This window comes from Streptomyces sp. NPDC058195 (genome assembly GCF_042883525.1).
Taxonomy (GTDB): Bacteria; Actinomycetota; Actinomycetes; order Streptomycetales; family Streptomycetaceae; genus Streptomyces.
Map to the genome: position 1 here is coordinate 136,668 of NZ_JBHVVM010000014.1, position 19,362 is coordinate 156,029.

General features: G+C 74.5%; 14 protein-coding genes. 10 read left to right on the plus strand and 4 right to left on the minus strand.

Translation table 11 applies throughout. The features are described from left to right. The first annotated feature begins 4 nt into the window (after positions 1 to 4). On the plus strand, positions 5 to 790 hold the full coding sequence (locus tag ACFVWY_RS19355) for a phosphatase (RefSeq protein WP_389873681.1): 786 nt from the start codon (positions 5 to 7) through the stop codon (positions 788 to 790). 359 nt (positions 791 to 1,149) lie between these two features. Next, positions 1,150 to 2,781 (plus strand): NACHT domain-containing protein, encoded by a 1,632-nt coding sequence (locus tag ACFVWY_RS19360; protein ID WP_389873684.1) that lies wholly within the window; start codon positions 1,150 to 1,152, stop codon positions 2,779 to 2,781. Between the two features lie 15 nt (positions 2,782 to 2,796). On the opposite strand, the gene ACFVWY_RS19365 is transcribed toward ACFVWY_RS19360, so the two are convergent. Both ACFVWY_RS19365 and ACFVWY_RS19370 read right to left on the minus strand, forming a co-directional pair. Further along, positions 2,797 to 3,672, minus strand: coding sequence for an acyl-CoA thioesterase (locus ACFVWY_RS19365; RefSeq protein WP_389873685.1), 876 nt, complete (start codon positions 3,670 to 3,672; stop codon positions 2,797 to 2,799). A 20-nt stretch (positions 3,673 to 3,692) separates the two neighbouring features. Continuing rightward, entirely contained in the window at positions 3,693 to 4,850 is a 1,158-nt protein-coding gene (locus ACFVWY_RS19370; protein WP_389873687.1) for an acyl-CoA dehydrogenase family protein, read from the minus strand. Between the two features lie 625 nt (positions 4,851 to 5,475). On the opposite strand from ACFVWY_RS19370, the gene ACFVWY_RS19375 reads away from it, so the two are divergent. The 4 genes from ACFVWY_RS19375 to ACFVWY_RS19390 all read left to right on the plus strand — a co-directional run bounded on the left by ACFVWY_RS19375 (position 5,476) and on the right by ACFVWY_RS19390 (position 10,442). Further along, complete coding sequence (locus ACFVWY_RS19375) at positions 5,476 to 6,306, plus strand: thiopeptide-type bacteriocin biosynthesis protein (RefSeq protein WP_389873689.1); 831 nt, start codon at positions 5,476 to 5,478, stop codon at positions 6,304 to 6,306. Between the two features lies 1 nt (position 6,307). Further along, the gene (locus ACFVWY_RS19380) at positions 6,308 to 9,034 is read left to right on the plus strand and encodes a lantibiotic dehydratase (RefSeq protein WP_389873691.1); all 2,727 of its coding nucleotides are present in this window, start codon (positions 6,308 to 6,310) and stop codon (positions 9,032 to 9,034) included. After that, entirely contained in the window at positions 8,998 to 9,162 is a 165-nt protein-coding gene (locus ACFVWY_RS19385) for a hypothetical protein (RefSeq protein WP_389873695.1), read from the plus strand. Before ACFVWY_RS19380 ends, ACFVWY_RS19385 begins: the two co-directional genes overlap by 37 nt. A gap of 89 nt (positions 9,163 to 9,251) precedes the next feature. After that, the gene (locus ACFVWY_RS19390; RefSeq protein ID WP_389873698.1) at positions 9,252 to 10,442 is read left to right on the plus strand and encodes a lanthionine synthetase LanC family protein; all 1,191 of its coding nucleotides are present in this window, start codon (positions 9,252 to 9,254) and stop codon (positions 10,440 to 10,442) included. Positions 10,443 to 10,459: 17 nt separating this feature from the next. On the opposite strand, the gene ACFVWY_RS19395 is transcribed toward ACFVWY_RS19390, so the two are convergent. Beyond that, entirely contained in the window at positions 10,460 to 11,932 is a 1,473-nt protein-coding gene (locus tag ACFVWY_RS19395; protein WP_389873700.1) for a PucR family transcriptional regulator, read from the minus strand. Positions 11,933 to 12,153: 221 nt separating this feature from the next. Here ACFVWY_RS19395 and speB point away from each other — a divergent pair, with 221 nt between their 5' ends. The 3 genes from speB (at position 12,154) to ACFVWY_RS19410 (ending at position 18,144) form a co-directional block, all read left to right on the plus strand. Then, a complete protein-coding gene (gene speB / locus ACFVWY_RS19400; protein WP_389873703.1) occupies positions 12,154 to 13,122 on the plus strand; it encodes an agmatinase in 969 nt (322 codons plus the stop codon). A 183-nt stretch (positions 13,123 to 13,305) separates the two neighbouring features. After that, a complete protein-coding gene (locus ACFVWY_RS19405) occupies positions 13,306 to 14,274 on the plus strand; it encodes a serine hydrolase (protein ID WP_389873706.1) in 969 nt (322 codons plus the stop codon). 129 nt (positions 14,275 to 14,403) lie between these two features. After that, positions 14,404 to 18,144 carry an ABC transporter ATP-binding protein gene (locus tag ACFVWY_RS19410; protein ID WP_389873709.1) on the plus strand — a complete coding sequence of 1,247 codons (3,741 nt, stop codon included), beginning with the start codon at positions 14,404 to 14,406 and terminating at the stop codon, positions 18,142 to 18,144. A 21-nt stretch (positions 18,145 to 18,165) separates the two neighbouring features. Here ACFVWY_RS19410 and ACFVWY_RS19415 read toward each other — a convergent pair whose 3' ends face one another. Then, positions 18,166 to 18,708, minus strand: a complete 543-nt coding sequence (locus ACFVWY_RS19415; RefSeq protein ID WP_389873711.1) for a hypothetical protein — start codon at positions 18,706 to 18,708, stop codon at positions 18,166 to 18,168. Positions 18,709 to 18,870: 162 nt separating this feature from the next. On the opposite strand from ACFVWY_RS19415, the gene ACFVWY_RS19420 reads away from it, so the two are divergent. Then, the gene (locus ACFVWY_RS19420) at positions 18,871 to 19,329 is read left to right on the plus strand and encodes a hypothetical protein (RefSeq protein WP_389873831.1); all 459 of its coding nucleotides are present in this window, start codon (positions 18,871 to 18,873) and stop codon (positions 19,327 to 19,329) included. The last annotated feature ends 33 nt before the right edge of the window (positions 19,330 to 19,362 follow it).

Sequence of the window (19,362 nt, forward strand, 5' to 3'; positions counted from 1 at the left end):
GTTCATGCCGATACCCAGCCGTGCCGCCCTCGTCGATCACCTCGTCCGTACGCGTATCGCCGGGGACGTCGCCACACCGCGCGACAACAACCTCTCCCACTACCGGCGGCTCGCCAACGGTGACCGGCACTACTGGCTGGGCCTGGAGCTCGGGGACCGGTGGCGCGACGAGCAGGACGTGCTGGCGGTGATGGCCGAACGCTGCGGCGTCAGCGACGACCCGGAGCACCGGTTCGGGCAGGACACCATCGACCCGGAACTGACGGTGGACGCGCTGGAGCGGATGGCGGCACGGCTGCGGAAGGCGGCGGCGGGCGCGGAGCGGGTGCTGTTCGCGACCGGGCACCCCGGCGGGCTGCTGGACGTGCACCGGCAGACGGCGCAGGCGCTGCGGGCGGCCGGCTGCGAGATCGTGCGGATCCCCTCCGGGCTGGTCGCCGACGAGGGCATGGTGTTCCAGTTCGCGGACGTCGCCGTGCAGGAGCGGGGCGCGACGCTCTGGCACACCCACTCGCCCGCCCCGATGGCCGCCATCCTGGACGGGCTGGAGCGCGAGGGCCGCCCGCTGCCGGACCTGGTCGTCGCCGACCACGGATGGGCCGGGTGCGCGGCGCAGCGCGGGCTGGACGCGGTCGGGTACGCGGACTGCAACGACCCGGCGCTCTTCCTCGGCGAGGCGGAGGGCACCCTCCAGGTGGCCGTCCCGCTGGACGACCACGTGATCGACCCGCGGTTCTACGACCCGATGACGGCCTACCTGCTGAACGCGGCGGGGCTGGACGCGGACTGATCCCGGCCTGGTCGGGACGGGCCGAGACGCAGGCGGGGACGGGCTGAGACGGGCCGAGACGGGCCCAGGCAGGCCGAGACGCAGGCCGGGGGCAGGCTGAGACGGGCCCAGGCAGGCCGAGACACAGGCCGGGGACAGGCCGAGACGGGCCCTGACAGGCCGAGACAGGCACGGACGGGACAGGCCGGGAGCGGGCGGGGGCCAGAGGGACCGCCGGATGCCCGTTCCGCGCCCGGTACGGCCCCGCTTCCCGCTCCGGAGCGGCCTCTGGAAACCGCCAGGGCGCGGAGCCTTAACTCCGCCCCGCACGCGCGCCGTTGCTATTCTGTGCCGCGAATGTCCAGTGTCGTGGGGGGCCCATGTTCACATCGGGGCGGCGGTTGCGCGGACGCGGGCAGAAGCCGGTTCTCACCGGGCTGCTCGTCCTGCTCGCCCTCTTCCTTCTCCAGGAGCTCGCCGCCGGGCTGCTGCCCGACATCTACAAGGGCTTCGCGGGCGAGAGCCGCAAGGCGCTGGTCATCGGCGCGGCCGTCGCCTTCGCCGTGGTGGGCCTGCTCCTCTACATCGTTCACCTGCGCGGCCTCGTACCTCGGGAGGCGGACTTCGAGCTCGGTGCCGAGGAGCGGGCCAGGGTGCGCGCGGCGCTGCTGCACGCGGTGCGCCGCAGCTGGACGGACGGCGCGGACCGGGCCTGGGAGCGCTCCGTGCGGATCGAGCTGGGCCTCGCCGAGCACCGGACGGCCGTGCACGACCCCTGGGGCGCCCCCCGGCTCGCGGCCGGAGGCCCGGAGGGCGGGGTGGAGCTGCCCGCGGGAACCCGGATCGGCGAGGTCTTCGACCGTCACCACGGGCAGCTCCTCGTCCTGGGCGCTCCCGGCGCGGGCAAGACCTCGCGGATGCTCGAACTGACCAAGGACCTGGCCGAGGCGGCCGAGCGGGACGACGCCGCTCCCGTTCCGGTGGTCCTGCTGCTGACGGACTGGCACGGCGGACCGATGACACGCTGGGTCCTCGACGAGCTGCACAGCCGGTACCGGGTCTCCCGGGAAACCGGCCTCGCGCTGCTCCGGGGCAACGGCATCGCCCTCGTGCTGGACGGGCTCGACGAGGTCGCTCCGGGCCTGCGCGACGAATGCGTCCGCGCGGTCAACGGGCTGCTCTCCGCCGAGTGGTACCCGCACTGCCCGATCGCCGTCTCGTGCCGCTCGGCCGACTACGACGAGCTGGGGGAGCGGCTCACCGTCAGCGGCGCGGTCCGCGTGCGGCCCATGGACGTCGCGGCCGTGCACGCGCTGCTCGGCAGCGCGGGCGAGGGGCTGCGCGGCCTGGCCGTCGCCGCGGCCGCCGATCCGGTGCTGGCCCGGCTGCTGACCACACCGCTGATGCTGGGCGTCGCCGCGCTCGCCTACGAGGGCGTGGACGAGAACGAGGTCGCGGCCCTCGGCGACACGGAGGAGCGCAGGGGCCGCATCTTCGACACCTACATCGAACGCATGATCCACCGGGACCGGACGCTGCAGGGGCGGCCGGTCACACCCCAACGCCCCGCCGTCCAGGTGCGGGCCGGTCTGCTGCGGCTCGCCCGGGTCCTCAGCGAGGCGCACGCGACGGTGTACTACGCGGACGACTTCACGCGCATCGTCCTCCAGGCACCGGACGACGTGGTCAGGCAGCAGATGCCGTCATGGATGTACCCGGTGTTCCGGGGCATGCGCCGACTGAGCGGATACGAGGCCGGGAATCCCGCCAGCAGGCCGAACCGGGTCTACCGGCTCCTCGTCGGCTTCTACCAGGTGCCCCTCCCGCTGGTGGGGTCGCCGTTGGCGGACTACCTCCAGCGGGGCTTCCTCGACTACGCGACCGACCGGGCGATCATGCGCCGCGTGGGGGACGGCCACGCCTTCCTGCACAAGACCATCCAGGACCACCTCGCGGCGCGGGCGGCCCGCATGACCCCCGAGGAGATGCGGGCGCTGGACCGGTCGGCCTGAACGGGCGGCCCCGGATCAGGTCCGGGGCACCCGGACCACGCCCTCCTGGATGACGGTGATCGCCAGCCGCCCGTCCTCGGTGTGGATACGGGCCTGGCCCAGGCCGCGCCCGCCGGACGCGGACGGCGACTCCTGGTCGTACAGCAGCCATTCGTCGGCCCGGAACGGCCGGTGGAACCACATCGCGTGGTCCAGGCTCGCCCCGACCACGTCGCCGACCGTCCAGCCGCCGCGCCCGTGGGCGAGGAGCACCGAATCGAGCAGCGTCATGTCGGAGACGTACGTCGCCAGGCAGACATGGAGCAGCGGATCGTCCGCGAGCTTGCCGTTGGCGCGGAACCACACCTGGGAGCGCGGCTCGCGGGGTTCGCCGACGGTGGCGAAGGGCGGATCGTCCACGTACCGCAGGTCGACCGCGGCCCGCGCCTCGATCAGCCGGTCCACCACGCCCGGGTCGCTGAACCGGTCCGCGTGGCGGGGCAGCATCTGCGCCGCCGTCGGCAGCGTCCGCGGATCCGGGGCGGACGCCATCGCCACCTGGTGCTCCAGGCCCTCCTCGTACGTCTGGAAGGACGCCGAGAGGTGGAAGACCGGCTGGCCGTGCTGGACGGCGACGACCCGGCGGGTGGTGAAGGAGCGGCCGTCGCGGATGCGGTCGACGCTGTAGACGATCGGCGCGCCCGGGTCGCCCGCCCGCAGGAAGTACGCGTGCAGGGAGTGGGCGGTCCGGTCGGCGGGCACGGTGCGGCCCGCGGCGACCAGCGCCTGGGCCGCGACCTGGCCGCCGAAGACGCGGGGTACGAGCGAGGAACGGCTCGTACCCCGGAAGATGTCCCGCTCGATCTGCTCCAGGTCGAGCAGATCGAGCAGGGAATCGAGTGCTGCGCTCATGGCACGAACGGGTCCGCCGCTCAGAGGCCCATGGACTTGGCGATGATCGACTTCATGACCTCGCTGGTGCCGCCGTAGATGCGGTTGACCCGGTTGTCCGCGTACAGGCGGGCGATCGGGTACTCGTTCATGTAGCCGTAGCCGCCGTGCAGCTGGAGGCAGCGGTCGATGACGCGGTGCGCGACCTCGGTGCAGAACAGCTTCGCGGAGGCGGCCTCGGCGGGGCTCAGCTCACCGGCGTCGAGCGCCTCCAGAGCGCGGTCGGCGACGGCCTCGGCGGCGTCCACCTCGGCCTGGCAGGCGGCCAGTTCGAACTTGGTGTTCTGGAAGGACGCCACCGTCTTGCCGAAGACCGTGCGGTCCTGGACGTAACTCTTGGCGAACGCGACGGCGGCCTTGGCCTGCGCGTACGCGCCGTGGGCGATGCCCCACCGCTCGGACGGCAGGTTCTGGCCGAGGTAGTAGAAGCCCTTGTTCTCCTCGCCGAGCAGGTCCGCGACGGGCACCTTCACGTCGACGAACGCCAGCTCGGCGGTGTCGGACGTGCGCAGACCCAGCTTGTCGAGCTTGCGCCCTATCGAGTAGCCCTCGGACGTGGTGTCGACGGCGAACAGCGAGATGCCGAAGCGGCGGTCCTCGGCGGTCGGCGCGGAGGTGCGGGCGCAGACGATGACCCGGTCGGCGTGGACACCGCCGGTGATGAAGGTCTTGGAGCCGTTGAGCACGTAGTGGGTGCCGTCGTCCGAGAGCTTGGCGGTGGTCTTCATCCCCGCGAGGTCGGAGCCGGTGCCCGGCTCGGTCATCGCGAGCGCCCACATCTCCTCGGCGGAGACGAACTTCGGCAGGTAGCGCTTCTTCTGGTCGTCGGTGGCCAGCGTCTTGATGTACGGGAGGGCCAGCAGCACGTGCACGTTGGACCCGCCGAAGTTGACGCCCGCGCGGGCCGTCTCCTCGTACTGGATGGCCTCGAACTTGTGGGTCTCCAGTCCGGCGCCGCCGAACTCCTCGGGCACGTTGATGCCGAACAGGCCCAGGCCGGCGAGCTTGCCGTAGAACTCGCGCGGCACGATGCCCTGCTGGAACCACTCGTCGTAGTGCGGGACGACCTCGGCCTCGATGAAGGCGCGGATGGTCTCCCGGAACGCCTCGTGGTCCTCGTTGAATACCGTACGGCGCACGGGATGCCTCCTTGGTCGGCTGCGGTCGGGCTTCGGCCACCCTGGCTAAGCGCTTGCTCAGACCGTTAGAAGTTACCCAACGGTCACCGGCGCTGTCCAGGTGATGCGCAGCACGCCCGGACTGGCCGCTCCGGACCGCTCCGGACCGGCCCGGACCGGTCCGGAGGTGGGCGGGCGGGCCCGGGGACGCCCGGGGGCCGTGCCGGAGCGTGCGGCGTCCCGGTGCGCACCGGCGCGGCCGGTCGCGCTCGCGCCGCCGTGATCACGCCAAGCGCACACCCATCCAAGATATGACTAATGCCCCTCTCTCTTTCGAATGGTGATTCTGCGGGAAATGAGAGAGGTGAAGGGCCTGAGCAAGGCCGACACAGGCGAGTAGGACGGTTCCGCACCCGTCCGGCGCAGCCGGTCCCCACCGTGAAGCTCCGTGGGCACCGCGCGCATCCGGGGCCGGTCGCGGCCCCGCGGATCCGGCGTCCCGCGGCGCCGCCGGGCGGTCTTTCCGCACCGCCCTCCGCCCTCCTCGCGCGCACCACGGCCCACGCGTCTGCCCGCGCGCACCCGGCCGCACACCTGTAGCCGCACACGGCACACGCACCGCACCCGTACGACACACGGAGGTCCCATGCTGGGGGTGAAGCACCCGGAGGCGAGCTGGGTTCAGGTGAATCTGACCCCACGGCCGACGGCCTGGCCGCGCCTGTACGAATGGCTCGCGGACACCGCGCACGACCTCCTCGGCGCCGACACCGCGCGCGCCTTCTTCTTCATGCACAAGCCGCCGGGCCTGCGGGTGCGGTTCCAGGCGTACGGGGCGGGCGGCACCGTCCCGCTCCGGGACGAACTCCTCAGCAGACTGCGGCAGTTCGACGGGCTGACCGGGCCTCCCGTCTGCGCGGTCTACGAACCGGAGTCCTACCTCTTCGGCGGCCCCGCCTCCATGCCCGGGGTGCACGAGCTGTTCACCGCCGACTCGCTGGCCTGGCTCGACCACCACACCCGGCGGCCCGGCGACGGCACCGGTGCCGCCGACTGGCGGCTCTCCCTCTTCCTGCTCCGGGACATGTTCGACGGGCTCCGGATCGTCGGCTGGGAGCACCGGGGCGTCTGGGACGCGGTGCGCAGCGACACCGGGCGCGGCCTGTCCGAGGGGCTGCGCGACGCCGCCCTGCGCCGCGCCGCCGAAGGCATCCGCGCCCACTGGCGCCAGCCCCGCGCCCACCTGCTCGACACCCTGCCCGAGGGGTGGCGGGCAGGGGTGGACGGCCACGGCGACGCGGTGCGCCGGGCCGCGGACCACTGGCGCACCGGCTACTTCGAGTCCGGGGACGCGGTGCGCGGACCGCGCCGCGCCGCCGCCTACGCCGTGATCTTCCACTGGAACCGGGGCCGGTTCTCCTACGCCCGGCAGAGCCTGATCACCGAGGCGCTGGCCGACGACGGGGCGGTGGACTGACATGGCCGGCCCCCCCGTGCCCGCCCCCGAGCCCGTTCGTTCCGGCGCGGACCGAGGGCCGCTGCTGGGTGCCACCGCCCTGGTCCGCGCGTGTGGCGTCCCCTGTGCGATGTGGGCGGCCGCGGGCGGCTCCGGACTGTTCGGCCGGGTCGTCGCGCACGCCGACGACGCCGAGCGGCGGGCCGCGCGCGCCCGGCGGCTGGCCGGGGAGCTGGGCGCCCTCGTCCCCGACCCGGGCCTGACGGGCCCCGAGCGCCGTGCCGTCCTCGCCCTGCGGCGGCGGCTCCACGCGGGCTCGGCGCCCACCCCCGCGGACCACGGCTTCCTGGCGGCACTGCCCGTCGCTCCCGCCGGGCTGGTCCACGAGGCGGCCGAGCTGTGCGGGGCGGCCGGACCGGCCCGGGAGGACCGGGCGGCTCTGGAACGGGAGATCGTGGCGGAGCGCGAGCGGGTCGCGGCGCTCGGCTGGTCGCTGGTCCGCGCCGACCCGGTGCTGAGGGAGTTCCTGGACACGGCGAGCCCCGGGCTGGTGGCGGAGGTGACCGCCCGGCTGGCCGCCGGGGAGCGGTGGAGCGGGAAGCGGCTGCGCAAACGGTCCGCCTATCTGTGGCGGGTGCTGGGCCGGGCCGCCGTGAAGACCACGCCGCGCGGCTGGGTGGGGCAGGTCGCCCCGGTCCCGGTCGGCGGTCCGGCGGCGGACGGGCGCCTCCTCACCCCCGGCGCCGAGCTCGCCGCGCTGGCCGCCGCCGTCGTGGAGAACGTCCACACGGTACGGACCCGGGCCGCCGCCCGGGATCTGCTGACCGCCGACCCGGCGACCGCCCTGGCCCTCGCCCCGCTGTACGTCACCGAAGGCGGAAGCCGGGGCGGCGGCCGGGACGGCGTCCCCCCGGCGGGCGCGGCCGGCGCACTGCGCTGCTACGCGATCGACCCCGACGACCCCGGACGGCTGCGGCAGACCGTCCTGCGGCGCACCGCGTTCCTCGACCGCGTCCTCACCGTGCTCACCCAGGGGCCCCGCACCCTCGCGGAACTGGAACGCGCGCTGCCGGTCTCTGACCCCGCCGTCCTGCGCGGCTTCCTCACCCACCTGGCCCGCCTGGGCGTGCTCCAGCTCTGTGTGGCCCCGCGCCGCCACCACACGCCCTGGTCCCCGGCCGTCCGGGCCGCCTCCTCCGGTGCCCTGCCCCGCCCCGCGGACCGGTGGACGGAGCCCGGGACGGACGGCGAGCGGTTCCTCGACTCGCACCGCGCCCTGGGTGCCCGGGTTCCCGGACCGGCCGCCGCCCGCGTCCAGCGAGCCCTGCGCACCGCCCACCGCCTCGCCGCCCTGCGCCGCGCCGACCGGGCCACCGGAGCCGGCGCGCCACCCCCCGTCCCCGGCACCGAGGGGCTCGGCGCGCGCCCGCGCCCGCTCGGCGAGATCCTGGCCGGGCTGCTGGCCCCGGACGAGCCCGCGCCGCCCGCCCGGGGCCCGCACCGCCACCCCGGCTGGCACCCGGCGCACGACCCCGCGTCCGGATACGCCCACCTCCTCGCCCACCTCGCCGCCCGCGCCGGCGAACCGTGCGTGGACGTGGACGACGCGCTGCTGGACGTGCTCGGGGCACCACCGGCCGACGACGTGGTGCCGCCCTGGCCACTGGACTGCCTGCTGCGCCCGATGGCCGGGCCGGGGCCGCTCGCGGTGCTGGAGACGGCCTCGCCCGCCGGGATCGTCGACGCCCGGTTCACCGAGGCGCTCCGGGCCCTGCACGGCGGCTACGACACCGCCGACGCCTACCGGGAGTTCCTGGCCGCCGTGGAACAGCGCTCGGGGGTGCGGTTCGTCGAACTGCTGGTGCCCTCGGCCGACGGCCGCGCCGCCAACACCGTCCGGCGCCCCGTCCTCACCCGCTGGTGGACGGGCGACCCCAACCCGGCCGCGTACTTCCCGCCCGGCGGCGCCGGGCAGCGCTACCTGCCGCTGGACCGCATCACCCTGCGGCGGTCGGGCCGCCGGATCGTCGCGGAGGCGGACGGCGTGCGCCTGGTGCCCGTCCACCACGCCACCCGCAACCCGATGCCGCCCTACGACCGGCTGGTGCGGCTGCTGCTCGCCGCCGGGCACCCCTGGGCGGGCACGGTGATCGCCCTGGACGGGCTCGCCGAGGCCTTCCCCGCGGGCCCCGCCGTCACCCGCGCGCCGCGCGTGACGGCCGGCCGCGACCTGGTGGTCAGCCCGGCCGCCTGGCGGGTGCCGCGCGCCCTGCTGGGGCGGCGGGGGGACGACGACCTCGACCGGGTGCGGGCCCTCGGCTCGCTCCGGCGCTCCGCGGGGCTGCCGCGCTTCGTCTTCGTACGGCCGGGGTTCGGGGCGAAGCCGGTACCGGCCGACCTCGACGCGCTGACCGCCCTCAACGTCATCGAGCGGACCTGCGCCGCCCCCGGTGACGAACTGGTCCTGGAGGAGATGCTGCCCGGCCCCGGGGCCGGGCAGCGGGGACCGGTGCTGCGCGACGCGCTGCACCGGGGCGCACCGGTGGCCGCCGGTCTGCTGCTCAGGATTCCCTTCGACCGGACCGCACAGGAGACGGCGGCCACGGCCGCCGCCCTCCTCCCCGACGTCCCCGGCCCGGCCGCACCTGGTGCGCCGGATGCCGGGGCGGCCGACGCACCACAGGGAACACCAGGGAAACAGGAGGAACCACCATGCCCCTCATCGAACTCACCGACCTCGACACGCTGATCGACGAGCTGGACGAGCGGATCACCAGCGCCGACCTGCCCGCCGTGGAGGCCAGCGACACGCTGCTCTGCGCCACTGCCGTCGTCTGCGGCAACTCGACCATCTGCGGTTCCGTCATCAACTGCTGACAGCCCCCCACCCGGACACCCCGTGTCCGCCGTTGCGATGAACGGAGCCACCCGGACCGGTACGGGTGGCTCCCCGACGAGGAGCTCCGATGCATCCAGGCAACCAGGCCCCGCCCCGCCGGGCCGCCCTCGATCTCGCCATCCGGTTCCTCGACGACTTCGCCCGGGGCCCCCACGCCACCCCCGACCCCGGGGTTCCCGTCCTGGCCGCGCTGGTCAGGGAGACCCACGAGGCGGGCGCCGCGGCGAGCGCCCGGCGCGCGGTCGCGGCCTGGGCACGCACCGTCGGCCGGGGCCCCTCCCACCACGGCCTGTACGACGGCGGCCTGGCCGGTACGTTCGTCGGCCTGCGCATGGCCGCCCGTGTCCACCCGCCGCTGCACCGCGCCGCCGACCGGCTGCGCGACCACCTCCTGGACCGGGCCGCCGCACACCCCTGGCGCACGAGGGACGTCGGCCTGCCCGACTACGACCTCATCGGCGGCCCGTCCGGCACCCTGCTCGCCCTCTGCGCCGGTGACCCCGAGCCGACCGGCCGTCAGCTCCTGCCGTTCGCCGCCCATGTGGCGATGCTGTGCGACCACGACGAACTGAGCCGGCTGCGCATCGGCCAGTACGCGGACCACCCCCGCCTGGGCTGGCTCCAGGGCCGCGTCAACACCGGGATGGGCCACGGCGTGGCCGGGCTCACCGCCGCGCTGACCGCCGCGGTCCGCCGCACCGGGCCGCGCCCCCGGCTGACGGACGCCCTGCGCCGCGCCACCCGCTGGCTGGTCCGGCAGTCCTTCGACGACGCCCGGTCCGTGCGCAGCTGGGAGGGGGCCGGGCTCGACGGCCCGCCGCCCGCCGGCGCCCTGGCCCGGCAGGCCTGGTGCTACGGCGCCCCCGGCATCACCTGGGCGCTCTGGGACGCGGCCGACGCCCTCGGCGACCGGGCGGGCGCCGACTGGGCGTCGCACGCCTTCACCACCCTCGCCGAGCGGTACGACATGGACTTCCACCTCTTCGGCGCCCCGCTGACCGACCGGCTCGGGCTGTGCCACGGCGCGGCGGGCGTGCTGGCCGTGGCGGACGCCTTCCACCACCGGGCCCGGGTGCCCGCCGCCGCCCCGCTCGTCGCCCGTCTCACCGACCACCTGAGCAGCCGGCTGCCCGGCGCCCTCGCCGCCGCCCGCCCGTCCACCGCCCTGCTCGACGGCGCGCCGGGCGCGCTCGGCGCCCTGCTCACCGTCACCCACGCCACCTCGCGCGACTGGCTGCCCTGCCTCGGGCTGCGGTAGCCGGGGAAGGGAACCGTTCAGCGCAGCGTCCGCAGCGCGAACCACAGCTCCGCGCGTACGTCCATGTCGTCCAGGTCCGCGTCCAGCAGGGCCGCGCAGCGGGTGATGCGCTGGCGGACCGTGTTGCGGTGGATCCGCAGGGCCACGGCCGTGCGGTCCCAGCTGCCGTGCAGGCTCAGCCAGCAGCGCAGCGTCTCGGCCAGCGGCTCGGTGAGCGGGGCGAGCAGGGCGTGGGCGTGCGCCTCGGCCCGGTCGGCGGGGACCAGCGCGGCCAGACCGGCCGGGTCCGGGTCGCGGTGGTGCGCCAGCGGGGTGCGGGTGGCGACGGCGCGGCCCAGGGCGCGGGCGGCCTGCCGGTCGGCGGCGGCGAGACCGGCGAGGCCGACGGGGGCGGAGGCGCCCAGGGTCCAGCCCGGCTGCGGGGTGATCCGGCCGCCGCCGGGAAGGCGGGGGACCAGCACCCGTACCGCGTCGCCGCCCCGTCCCGCGTCCACCAGGGCCGAACCGAGCGCGCCGCCCAGCGCCCCCGCGGCCAGCGGGTCCACCGGGCCGCTCCCGCCGCGGCGCGCGTGCACCACCGTCCACTCCTCGGCGCCGCCGAGCAGCGGCGCGACCTCCTGCGGGCCCGCGCCCAGCAGCAGCCGCACCAGGGCCGCCGACCGGCCCGCCGCGTCGGCGCCCTGGTGCGGGGCGGCCAGCAGGGACAGCAGCACGACCGCGACCCCGGAGATCGTGTGGTCGCCCGCCTCCCGCCGGTCCGTGGCCAGCGCCAGGACGAGCCCCTGCCCGCCGCCCAGCGCATACGCCGACAGACGGGTCTCGCGCACGGTGTCACCGGCGGACGCCGGGCCGGGGCGCTCCCCGGCCGCGACCACCCGGGTCAGCCGGGCCAGCGCGGCCCGGACGCCGGGGGCCGGGACGGGGCCGAAGGCGTGCAGTTCCCCGCCGTCGGCGGCCAGCAGGACGGCCCGGCCGCCCAGCTGGGCCGCCAGCTGGCGCAGGACCGCCGGGACCGGGTCGGGGCGGGCCGCCGCCGAGGCCAGCGCCTGCTGGGCCCGTGACACCCGGCGCAGCTCGCGGAGGCGGGCCTCGGCCATCAGCCGCCACACCGCGCGGGCGATCGCCGTGAACGGGGTACCCGGCCCCACCTCCACCAGGGGCAGGCCGTGCCGCTCGCACGCCTCGGCCAGCCCCCTCGGCACCGTGTCGAACACCGGCGTCACCCCGAACCCCAGCGCCGCCGCTCCCGCCTCCACCAGCCGGGCCACGAAGGCGTCCGGGTCCGTCAGCTGCACCCCGGCGGTCAGCAGCAGCTCGCCGCCGAGCAGGTACGGGTACGGATCGGCCATCTCCGAGGTGTGCACCCACAGCAGCTCCGCCTCGGCCGGGCCCGCGATCAGGCGCAGCCCCAGCTCCTCACGGGCGAGCAGTTCGGCGAGCGGGACCGGGGGAGTGGGCGGCAGGGCGGGCCCGCCCGGGACGTGCGACATGGACGATCCATCCATCGATGAGGGCGATGATGGAGGAAACGTACTCTTCAGTGCCGCTCGTGGGCCACCTACCGTTCCTTCACGTCGGAACATCGGACACACGCGCCGCCCGTGACACCGCACACCACGTCACGACGCCACGTGATGCCTCATGACACCTCGTGACGCCTCGTGGCACCCGGGCCGCGTACGTGAGCGAGAAGCGAAGGAAAGGCACCCACATGAGCAGCAACGAAACCCCGCGCGGACCGGTCGACTCCTCCCGCGTCCCCCGGTACGCGGGCCCCGCCACCTTCGCCCGGCTGCCCCGCCTCGACGAGGTCGGCACCACCGACGTCGCCGTCGTCGGCGTTCCCTTCGACACTGGCGTCTCCTACCGCCCCGGTGCCCGCTTCGGCGGCAACGCGATCCGTGAGGCCTCGCGCCTGCTGCGCCCGTACAACCCGGCGCAGGACGCCTCGCCGTTCGCGCTCGCGCAGGTCGCCGACGCCGGGGACATCGCCGCCAACCCGTTCAACATCAACGAGGCCGTCGAGACGATCGAGGCCGCCGCCGACGACCTGCTCGGCACCGGCGCCCGGCTGATGACGCTCGGCGGCGACCACACCATCGCCCTGCCGCTGCTGCGTTCCGTCGCGAAGAAGCACGGCCCGGTCGCCCTGCTCCACTTCGACGCCCACCTCGACACCTGGGACACCTACTTCGGCGCCGAGTACACCCACGGCACCCCGTTCCGCCGCGCCGTCGAGGAGGGCATCCTCGACACCTCCGCGCTCTCCCACGTCGGCACCCGCGGCCCGCTCTACGGCAAGCAGGACCTCACCGACGACGAGAAGATGGGCTTCGGCATCGTGACCTCCGCCGACGTCATGCGGCGCGGCGTCGACGAGATCGCCGACCAGCTCCGTCAGCGGATCGGTGACCGGCCGCTGTACATCTCCATCGACATCGACGTCCTGGACCCGGCGCACGCGCCCGGCACCGGCACCCCCGAGGCGGGTGGGCTGACCTCCCGCGAGCTCCTGGAGATCGTCCGCGGACTCGCCTCCTGCCATCTGGTCTCCGCCGACCTGGTCGAGGTCGCCCCCGCGTACGACCACGCCGAGATCACCTCCGTCGCCGCCTCCCACACCGCGTACGAGCTGACCACGATCATGTCCCGGCAGATCGCCGCCTCCCGGACGAAGTGAGCTCCCGGAACGCGGCCTGAGGGCCCGGCGGCCGGACTGAGCCGCCTGTACGACACCGGTGCACCCCGCAGGGTGATGTGTGCCGCCTGACGCGTGTCTCGTACAACTTTTCCGCTTCCCAGGAGTCATTTGTTTCGGGCGTGCCGGGGGCGCGCCCGGAACACCGACTCAGGGGGAAGCCTCATGAACGGATCCCACATATCCCGCCGTGCGCGGGGCGCGCTGTCCGTCGTGCTCGCCGCCGGCGTACTCGTGCCGGTGGCGCTCGGCGCCGCACCCGCCGCCGCGGCGACACCGACGGTGAGCTGCACCTCCGGCAAGGCGGGACTCGCCGCCAAGCTGTCGAAGGACATCACCGCCGCGCTCAAGGGCCGCAAGTCGACCACGGCCGTGGCGCTCTACGACCGCACGACCAAGACCAGCTGCACCCTGCGGGCCACGAGCACGTACGACTCCGCCAGCGTGGTGAAGGCGACCGTGCTGGCCACGCTGCTCTGGGACAACAAGAAGCACAACCGCTACCTGACCCAGCGCGAGATCAACCTCGCCACCGCCATGATCACCAAGTCCGACAACGACGCGACCACGAGCCTGTGGAAGCAGCTGGGCGTGACCAAGGTCAAGGCGTTCCTCAAGGCCGCCGGGATGACGCACACGGTGCCCGGCTCGGGCGGCTACTGGGGGCTCACCCGGATCACCGCCCAGGACGAGCTGCGGCTGCTGCACCTGCTGACCGTGAAGAACAGCGTGCTCAGCGACAACTCCCGCGCCTACGAGCTCGGGCTGATGAAGAAGGTCGTCGCCTCGCAGCGCTGGGGCACCCCGGCCGGAGCCCCCTCCGGGGTGACCGTCCAGGTCAAGAACGGCTGGCTGCCGCGCGCCACCCACGGCTGGCGGGTGCACAGCATCGGCGCCTTCACCGGCAAGGGGCACGACTACGCGATCACCGTGCTCACCCACGACAACAAGACGATGAACGACGGCGTCAACACCATCCAGGCCGTCGCCCGCGCCGTGCACAAGGACCTCAGCCCGGCGGTCGCCGCGCGCACCACCACGACCGTCGCCCCGCCCGCCGCCCCGCAGGAGGCCGTGCCCGCGGTACCGGAGGCCCCGGCCGTCCGCATGCTCACCGCCACACCCCGGTCGTAGCACCCGCCCGCCGCCAAGGGCCCGTCTTTGTTACGGCGGGATGAAATCCGCAGCCCACCGCGTTGGTGCCTTCCGGTAGACCAGGTCTGACGGGAGGCACCGGTGACGGACGCAGAGGACGCACAGAGCGTGACACGGACCCAGGGCTGGGCCCGGCGCCTGTGCGGCTACGCATGGCGCTACCGGCGCAATGTGCTGCTGGCGCTCGGCTCGTCGCTCGCGGGCATGGCGGTGATGGCCCTCGTCCCGCTGATCACCAAGGTGATCATCGACGATGTCGTGGTCGGCCACACCAGGTCCCTCGCCACCTGGACCGGGCTCCTCATAGCCGCCGCCGTGCTCGTCTACATAGCCACCTACATCCGCCGCTACTACGGAGGCAGGCTCGCCCTCGACGTACAGCACGACCTCCGTACCGAGATGTACGGGACGATCACCCGGCTCGACGGGAAACGGCAGGACGAGCTGTCCACCGGACAGGTCGTCGGCCGCGCCACCAGCGACCTCCAGCTGATCCAGAGCCTCCTGTTCATGCTCCCGATGACCATCGGGAACGTCCTGCTCTTCGTCATCTCCCTGGTGATCATGGCGTGGCTGTCCCCGCTGCTGACCCTGGTCGCGGTCGCCGTCGCCCCCGCCCTCTGGTACATCGCCCGCCGCTCCCGCGCCCGCCTCTTCCCCGCCACCTGGTACGCCCAGGGGCAGGCCGCCGCCGTCGCCGGAGTCGTCGACGGGGCCGTCTCCGGCGTCCGGGTCGTCAAGGGCTTCGGGCAGGAGGAGCAGGAGACCGGCAAGCTCCGCGAGGTCGGGCGCCGCCTCTTCGCCGGACGGCTCCGCACGATCCGGCTGAACTCCCGCTACACCCCCGCCCTCCAGGCCGTCCCCGCGCTCGGCCAGGTCGCCATGCTGGCGCTCGGCGGCTGGCTCGCCACCCGGGGCCAGATCACCCTCGGCACCTTCGTCGCGTTCTCCACCTACCTCGCCCAGCTCGTCGGCCCGGTCCGGATGCTCGCCATGGTCCTCACCGTGGGCCAGCAGGCCCGCGCCGGTGTCGAACGCGTCCTGGAACTCATCGACACCGAGCCGGCCATGAAGGACGGCACCAGGGAACTCCCGGCCGACGCCCCCGCGCGCGTCGAGTTCGACGACGTCCGCTTCGGCTACACCGAGGAGCGCCCCGTCCTCGACGGCTTCTCACTGACCATCGAGCCCGGCGAGACCGTCGCCGTCGTCGGCGCCTCGGGCAGCGGCAAGTCCACCGTCTCCCTCCTGCTGCCCCGCTTCTACGACGTGACGCACGGCGCCGTCCTGGTCGGCGGCCACGACGTCCGCGAACTCACCCAGTCCTCGCTGCGCGCCGCCATCGGACTCGTACCGGAGGACAGCTTCCTGTTCTCCGACACCGTCCGCGCCAACATCGCCTACGGCGTCCCCGACGCCACCCAGGAGCAGATCGAGGCGGCGGCCCGCGCCGCCCAGGCCGACCGCTTCATCGCCGCACTGCCCGAGGGCTACGACACCAAGGTCGGCGAACACGGACTCACCCTCTCGGGCGGCCAGCGCCAGCGCGTCGCGCTCGCCCGCGCCATCCTCACCGACCCCCGGCTGCTCCTCCTCGACGACGCGACCTCCGCCATCGACGCCCGCGTCGAGCACGAGATCCACGAGGCGCTGCGCCAGGTGATGGCCGGGCGGACCACCCTGCTGATCGCCCACCGCCGCTCGACCCTGGGCCTCGCCGACCGGATCGCCGTCCTGGAGAACGGCCGCCTCGCCGACATCGGCACACACGAGGAGCTGGAACGCCGCTCGCCGCTCTACCGGCGCCTTCTCACCGACCCCGACGGGCTGGGCGGCACCTCGCCCGGCCACCGGCCGCTCACCCCCGCCGCCCCCGGCCCCGAGGACGACCGGGCCCTCCAGGAGGAGCTGGACGCCGAGTTCGACGCCGAGCGCGGCATAAGCCCCCACCTGTGGGTCCGCAAGGAGGAGCCCGGCGACACCGCGGCGGCCGGGATGCCCGCCACCCCCGAGCTGCTCGCCCAGGTCGAGGCGCTGCCGCCCGCCACCGACACCCCCGGCATCGACGAGGCCCTGGCCGTCCGCCCCGAGGACTCCTACGGGCTGCGCAGGCTGCTGCGCGGCTTCGGGCTGCCGCTGCTGGTGAGCCTGGGGCTGGTCGCGGTCGACGCGGGAGCCGGACTGCTGCTGCCGGTCCTGATCCGGCACGGCATCGACCAGGGCGTCTCGCAGCTGGCGCTCGGCGCGGTCTGGGCGGCGTCCGCACTGGCCCTGGTGGTCGTCCTGGTCCAGTGGGCGGCCCAGATCGGCGAGACCCGGATGACCGGCCGCACCGGTGAACGGGTGCTGTACTCGCTGCGGCTGAAGATCTTCGCGCAGCTCCAGCGGCTCGGCCTGGACTACTACGAGCGCGAGCTGACCGGCCGCATCATGACCCGGATGACCACGGACGTGGACGCGCTCTCCACGTTCCTGCAGACCGGACTGGTCACCGCGTTCGTCTCGGTCGTCACCTTCTTCGGCATCATGGTCGCGCTGCTGGTGCTGGACGTGCAGCTGGCCCTGGTGGTCTTCGCGACGCTGCCGGTGCTGATCGTCGGCACGTTCTTCTTCCGCCGCAGGAGCGTCCAGGCCTACGAACTGGCCCGGGAACGCATCAGCGTGGTCAACGCCGACCTCCAGGAGTCCGTCTCCGGGCTGCGGATCGTGCAGGCCTTCCGCCGCGAGCACGACGGGGCCGAACGGTTCGCCGGACGCAGCGACCACTACCGCGAGGCCCGGGTACGCGGCCAGTGGCTGATCTCGGTCTACTTCCCGTTCGTGCAGCTGCTGTCCTCGGTGGCCGCCGCGGCCGTGCTGATCGTCGGCGCGGGCCGGGTCGACCACGGCACCCTCACCACCGGCGCGCTGGTCGCCTACCTGCTCTACATCGACCTGTTCTTCGCCCCGGTCCAGCAGCTCTCCCAGGTCTTCGACGGCTACCAGCAGGCCACCGTCTCCCTCGGCCGCATCCAGGAACTGCTGCGCGAACCGACCTCCACGAAGAGCGCCGACGCACCGCTGGACGTGCCGTCGCTGCGCGGCGAGATCGCCTTCGAGGACGTCTCCTTCGCGTACGGGGGCGGCGGAGCGGCGGACGGCGGGGACGCCGAGGAGGCGCTGACCGGCGTCGGGCTGCGGATACCGGCCGGGCAGACGGTCGCCTTCGTCGGCGAGACCGGTGCGGGCAAGTCCACCCTGGTCAAGCTCGTCGCCCGGTTCTACGACCCGACGGGCGGCCGGGTCACCGCCGACGGCACCGATCTGCGCCGCTTCGACCTCACCGCGTACCGGCACCGGCTCGGGGTCGTCCCGCAGGAGGCGTACCTCTTCGCGGGCACGGTCCGCGACGCCATCGCCTACGGGCGGCCCGATGCCACCGACGCGGAGGTGGAGGCGGCGGCGCGGGCGGTCGGCGCCCACGACATGATCGCCACCCTGGACGGCGGATACCTGCACGAGGTGGCCGAGCGCGGACGCAACCTCTCGGCCGGGCAGCGCCAGCTGATCGCCCTGGCCCGCGCCGAACTCGTCGACCCCGACATCCTGCTGCTCGACGAGGCGACCGCCTCCCTGGACCTGGCCAGCGAGGCCCTGGTCAACCAGGCGACCGACCGGCTGGCCGGCCGCCGCACCACCCTGGTCGTCGCCCACCGGCTGACCACGGCCGCCCGCGCCGACCGGGTCGTGGTGATGGACCACGGCCGGGTCGTCGAGGACGGCACCCACGACGAACTCCTCGCCAGGGACGGGCGTTACGCCGTGCTGTGGCGCACCTTCATCGGGGAGGACGAGCCCGCCGGGGTGTGAGCGGCGGGCCCGCCCGCCGGGTCACTCGGAGCCGCCGGAGCCGCCGGAGCCGTCCGTGATGTCGGAGATCTTCCCGTTCCGCAGGTCGGAACGGACGGTCAGGTAGGTGTACGCGGGCTGCTTCCCGGCGCTCCAGGTGAGCCGCACCGTCGACCAGGTGTGCCCGGCGCCGCTGTCGCCCGGGGTGACCCGGAAGCCGAGCGGGGCGTTCTGGGCGCGGAGCACCCCGTCCGCGTGGCTGCGCCGCTCCCAGGCGTCCACCTGGGAGCGGAACCGGGCGGTCAGATAGAACGCGCGCAGACCGGTGGCGAGCTTCTCGCCGTCCTCGGCCGACCTGGCGTCGATGTAGGCACCGTAGAAGTGGGCGACCTGCTGGCGGGCGGAGGAACCGAGCTCGGCACGGGCCGGAGCCGCGGCCACGGTCTCCTGCGGGGCCCGCTGAGCCGACGGGCCCGCCGCGACCGCCGGGACCGCGGCGGCGGCGGTCAGCAGCGCGGCGGCGAGCAGGGTCCGGGCGACGGGACGCCGGCCCCGGGGACACGGTGCGGTGCGGAGTGGAGGCATGAGGGGGTTCCTGCCTTTCGTGGGGCTCTGTCCTGTGGAGCCATGCTGGCGCTTCGGCCGCCCCGCGTACGGGGCACTCGGCGCGCAACCTTCGGACGGGCTCCCTGCGTCGTACACCTGTATGCGTATGCGCTGGATCAGGGTGCGTATGTTCGAGTGATGATGGGGCGACGAGTGACCAGAACGACGGGCAAGTCCGCCAAGGCCGCAGGCCCGGGAGACGGTGGCCCCCTCCCGGGGGCCCGCCGGGCGCTGGTGCGCGTGGTCGTCCTGTCCGTGGCGGCGGCCCTCGGGCTGGTGCTCGGCGGCCCCGCGGTCGGACCGGCCGGGGCCGTCTCGGTCTGTGCCGGGCGCCCGGCGAAGACCGTCCCGTTCGGCACCGGCGAGCTGCGCGTGTACAAGAACCGCTCCTATGCCTGCGCGCTGGCGGTCGCCAAGAAGTCCGGTGCGGCCCGCACGATGTCCGTGACGATCCAGGCGCGCGGCGGCCGTCCCGTCGTCGACCGGGGCCGGTACACCAGGCAGGCGGGCCCGGTGACGGTCCACGCCCTCAACCGCTGCGTCCGTGCCACGGGCACGATCTCAGGAAAGTCGGGCTCCACCGGCTGGATTCTCTGCTGACGCACGCCCGGACTCCCGCCGGACCTCCTCAGG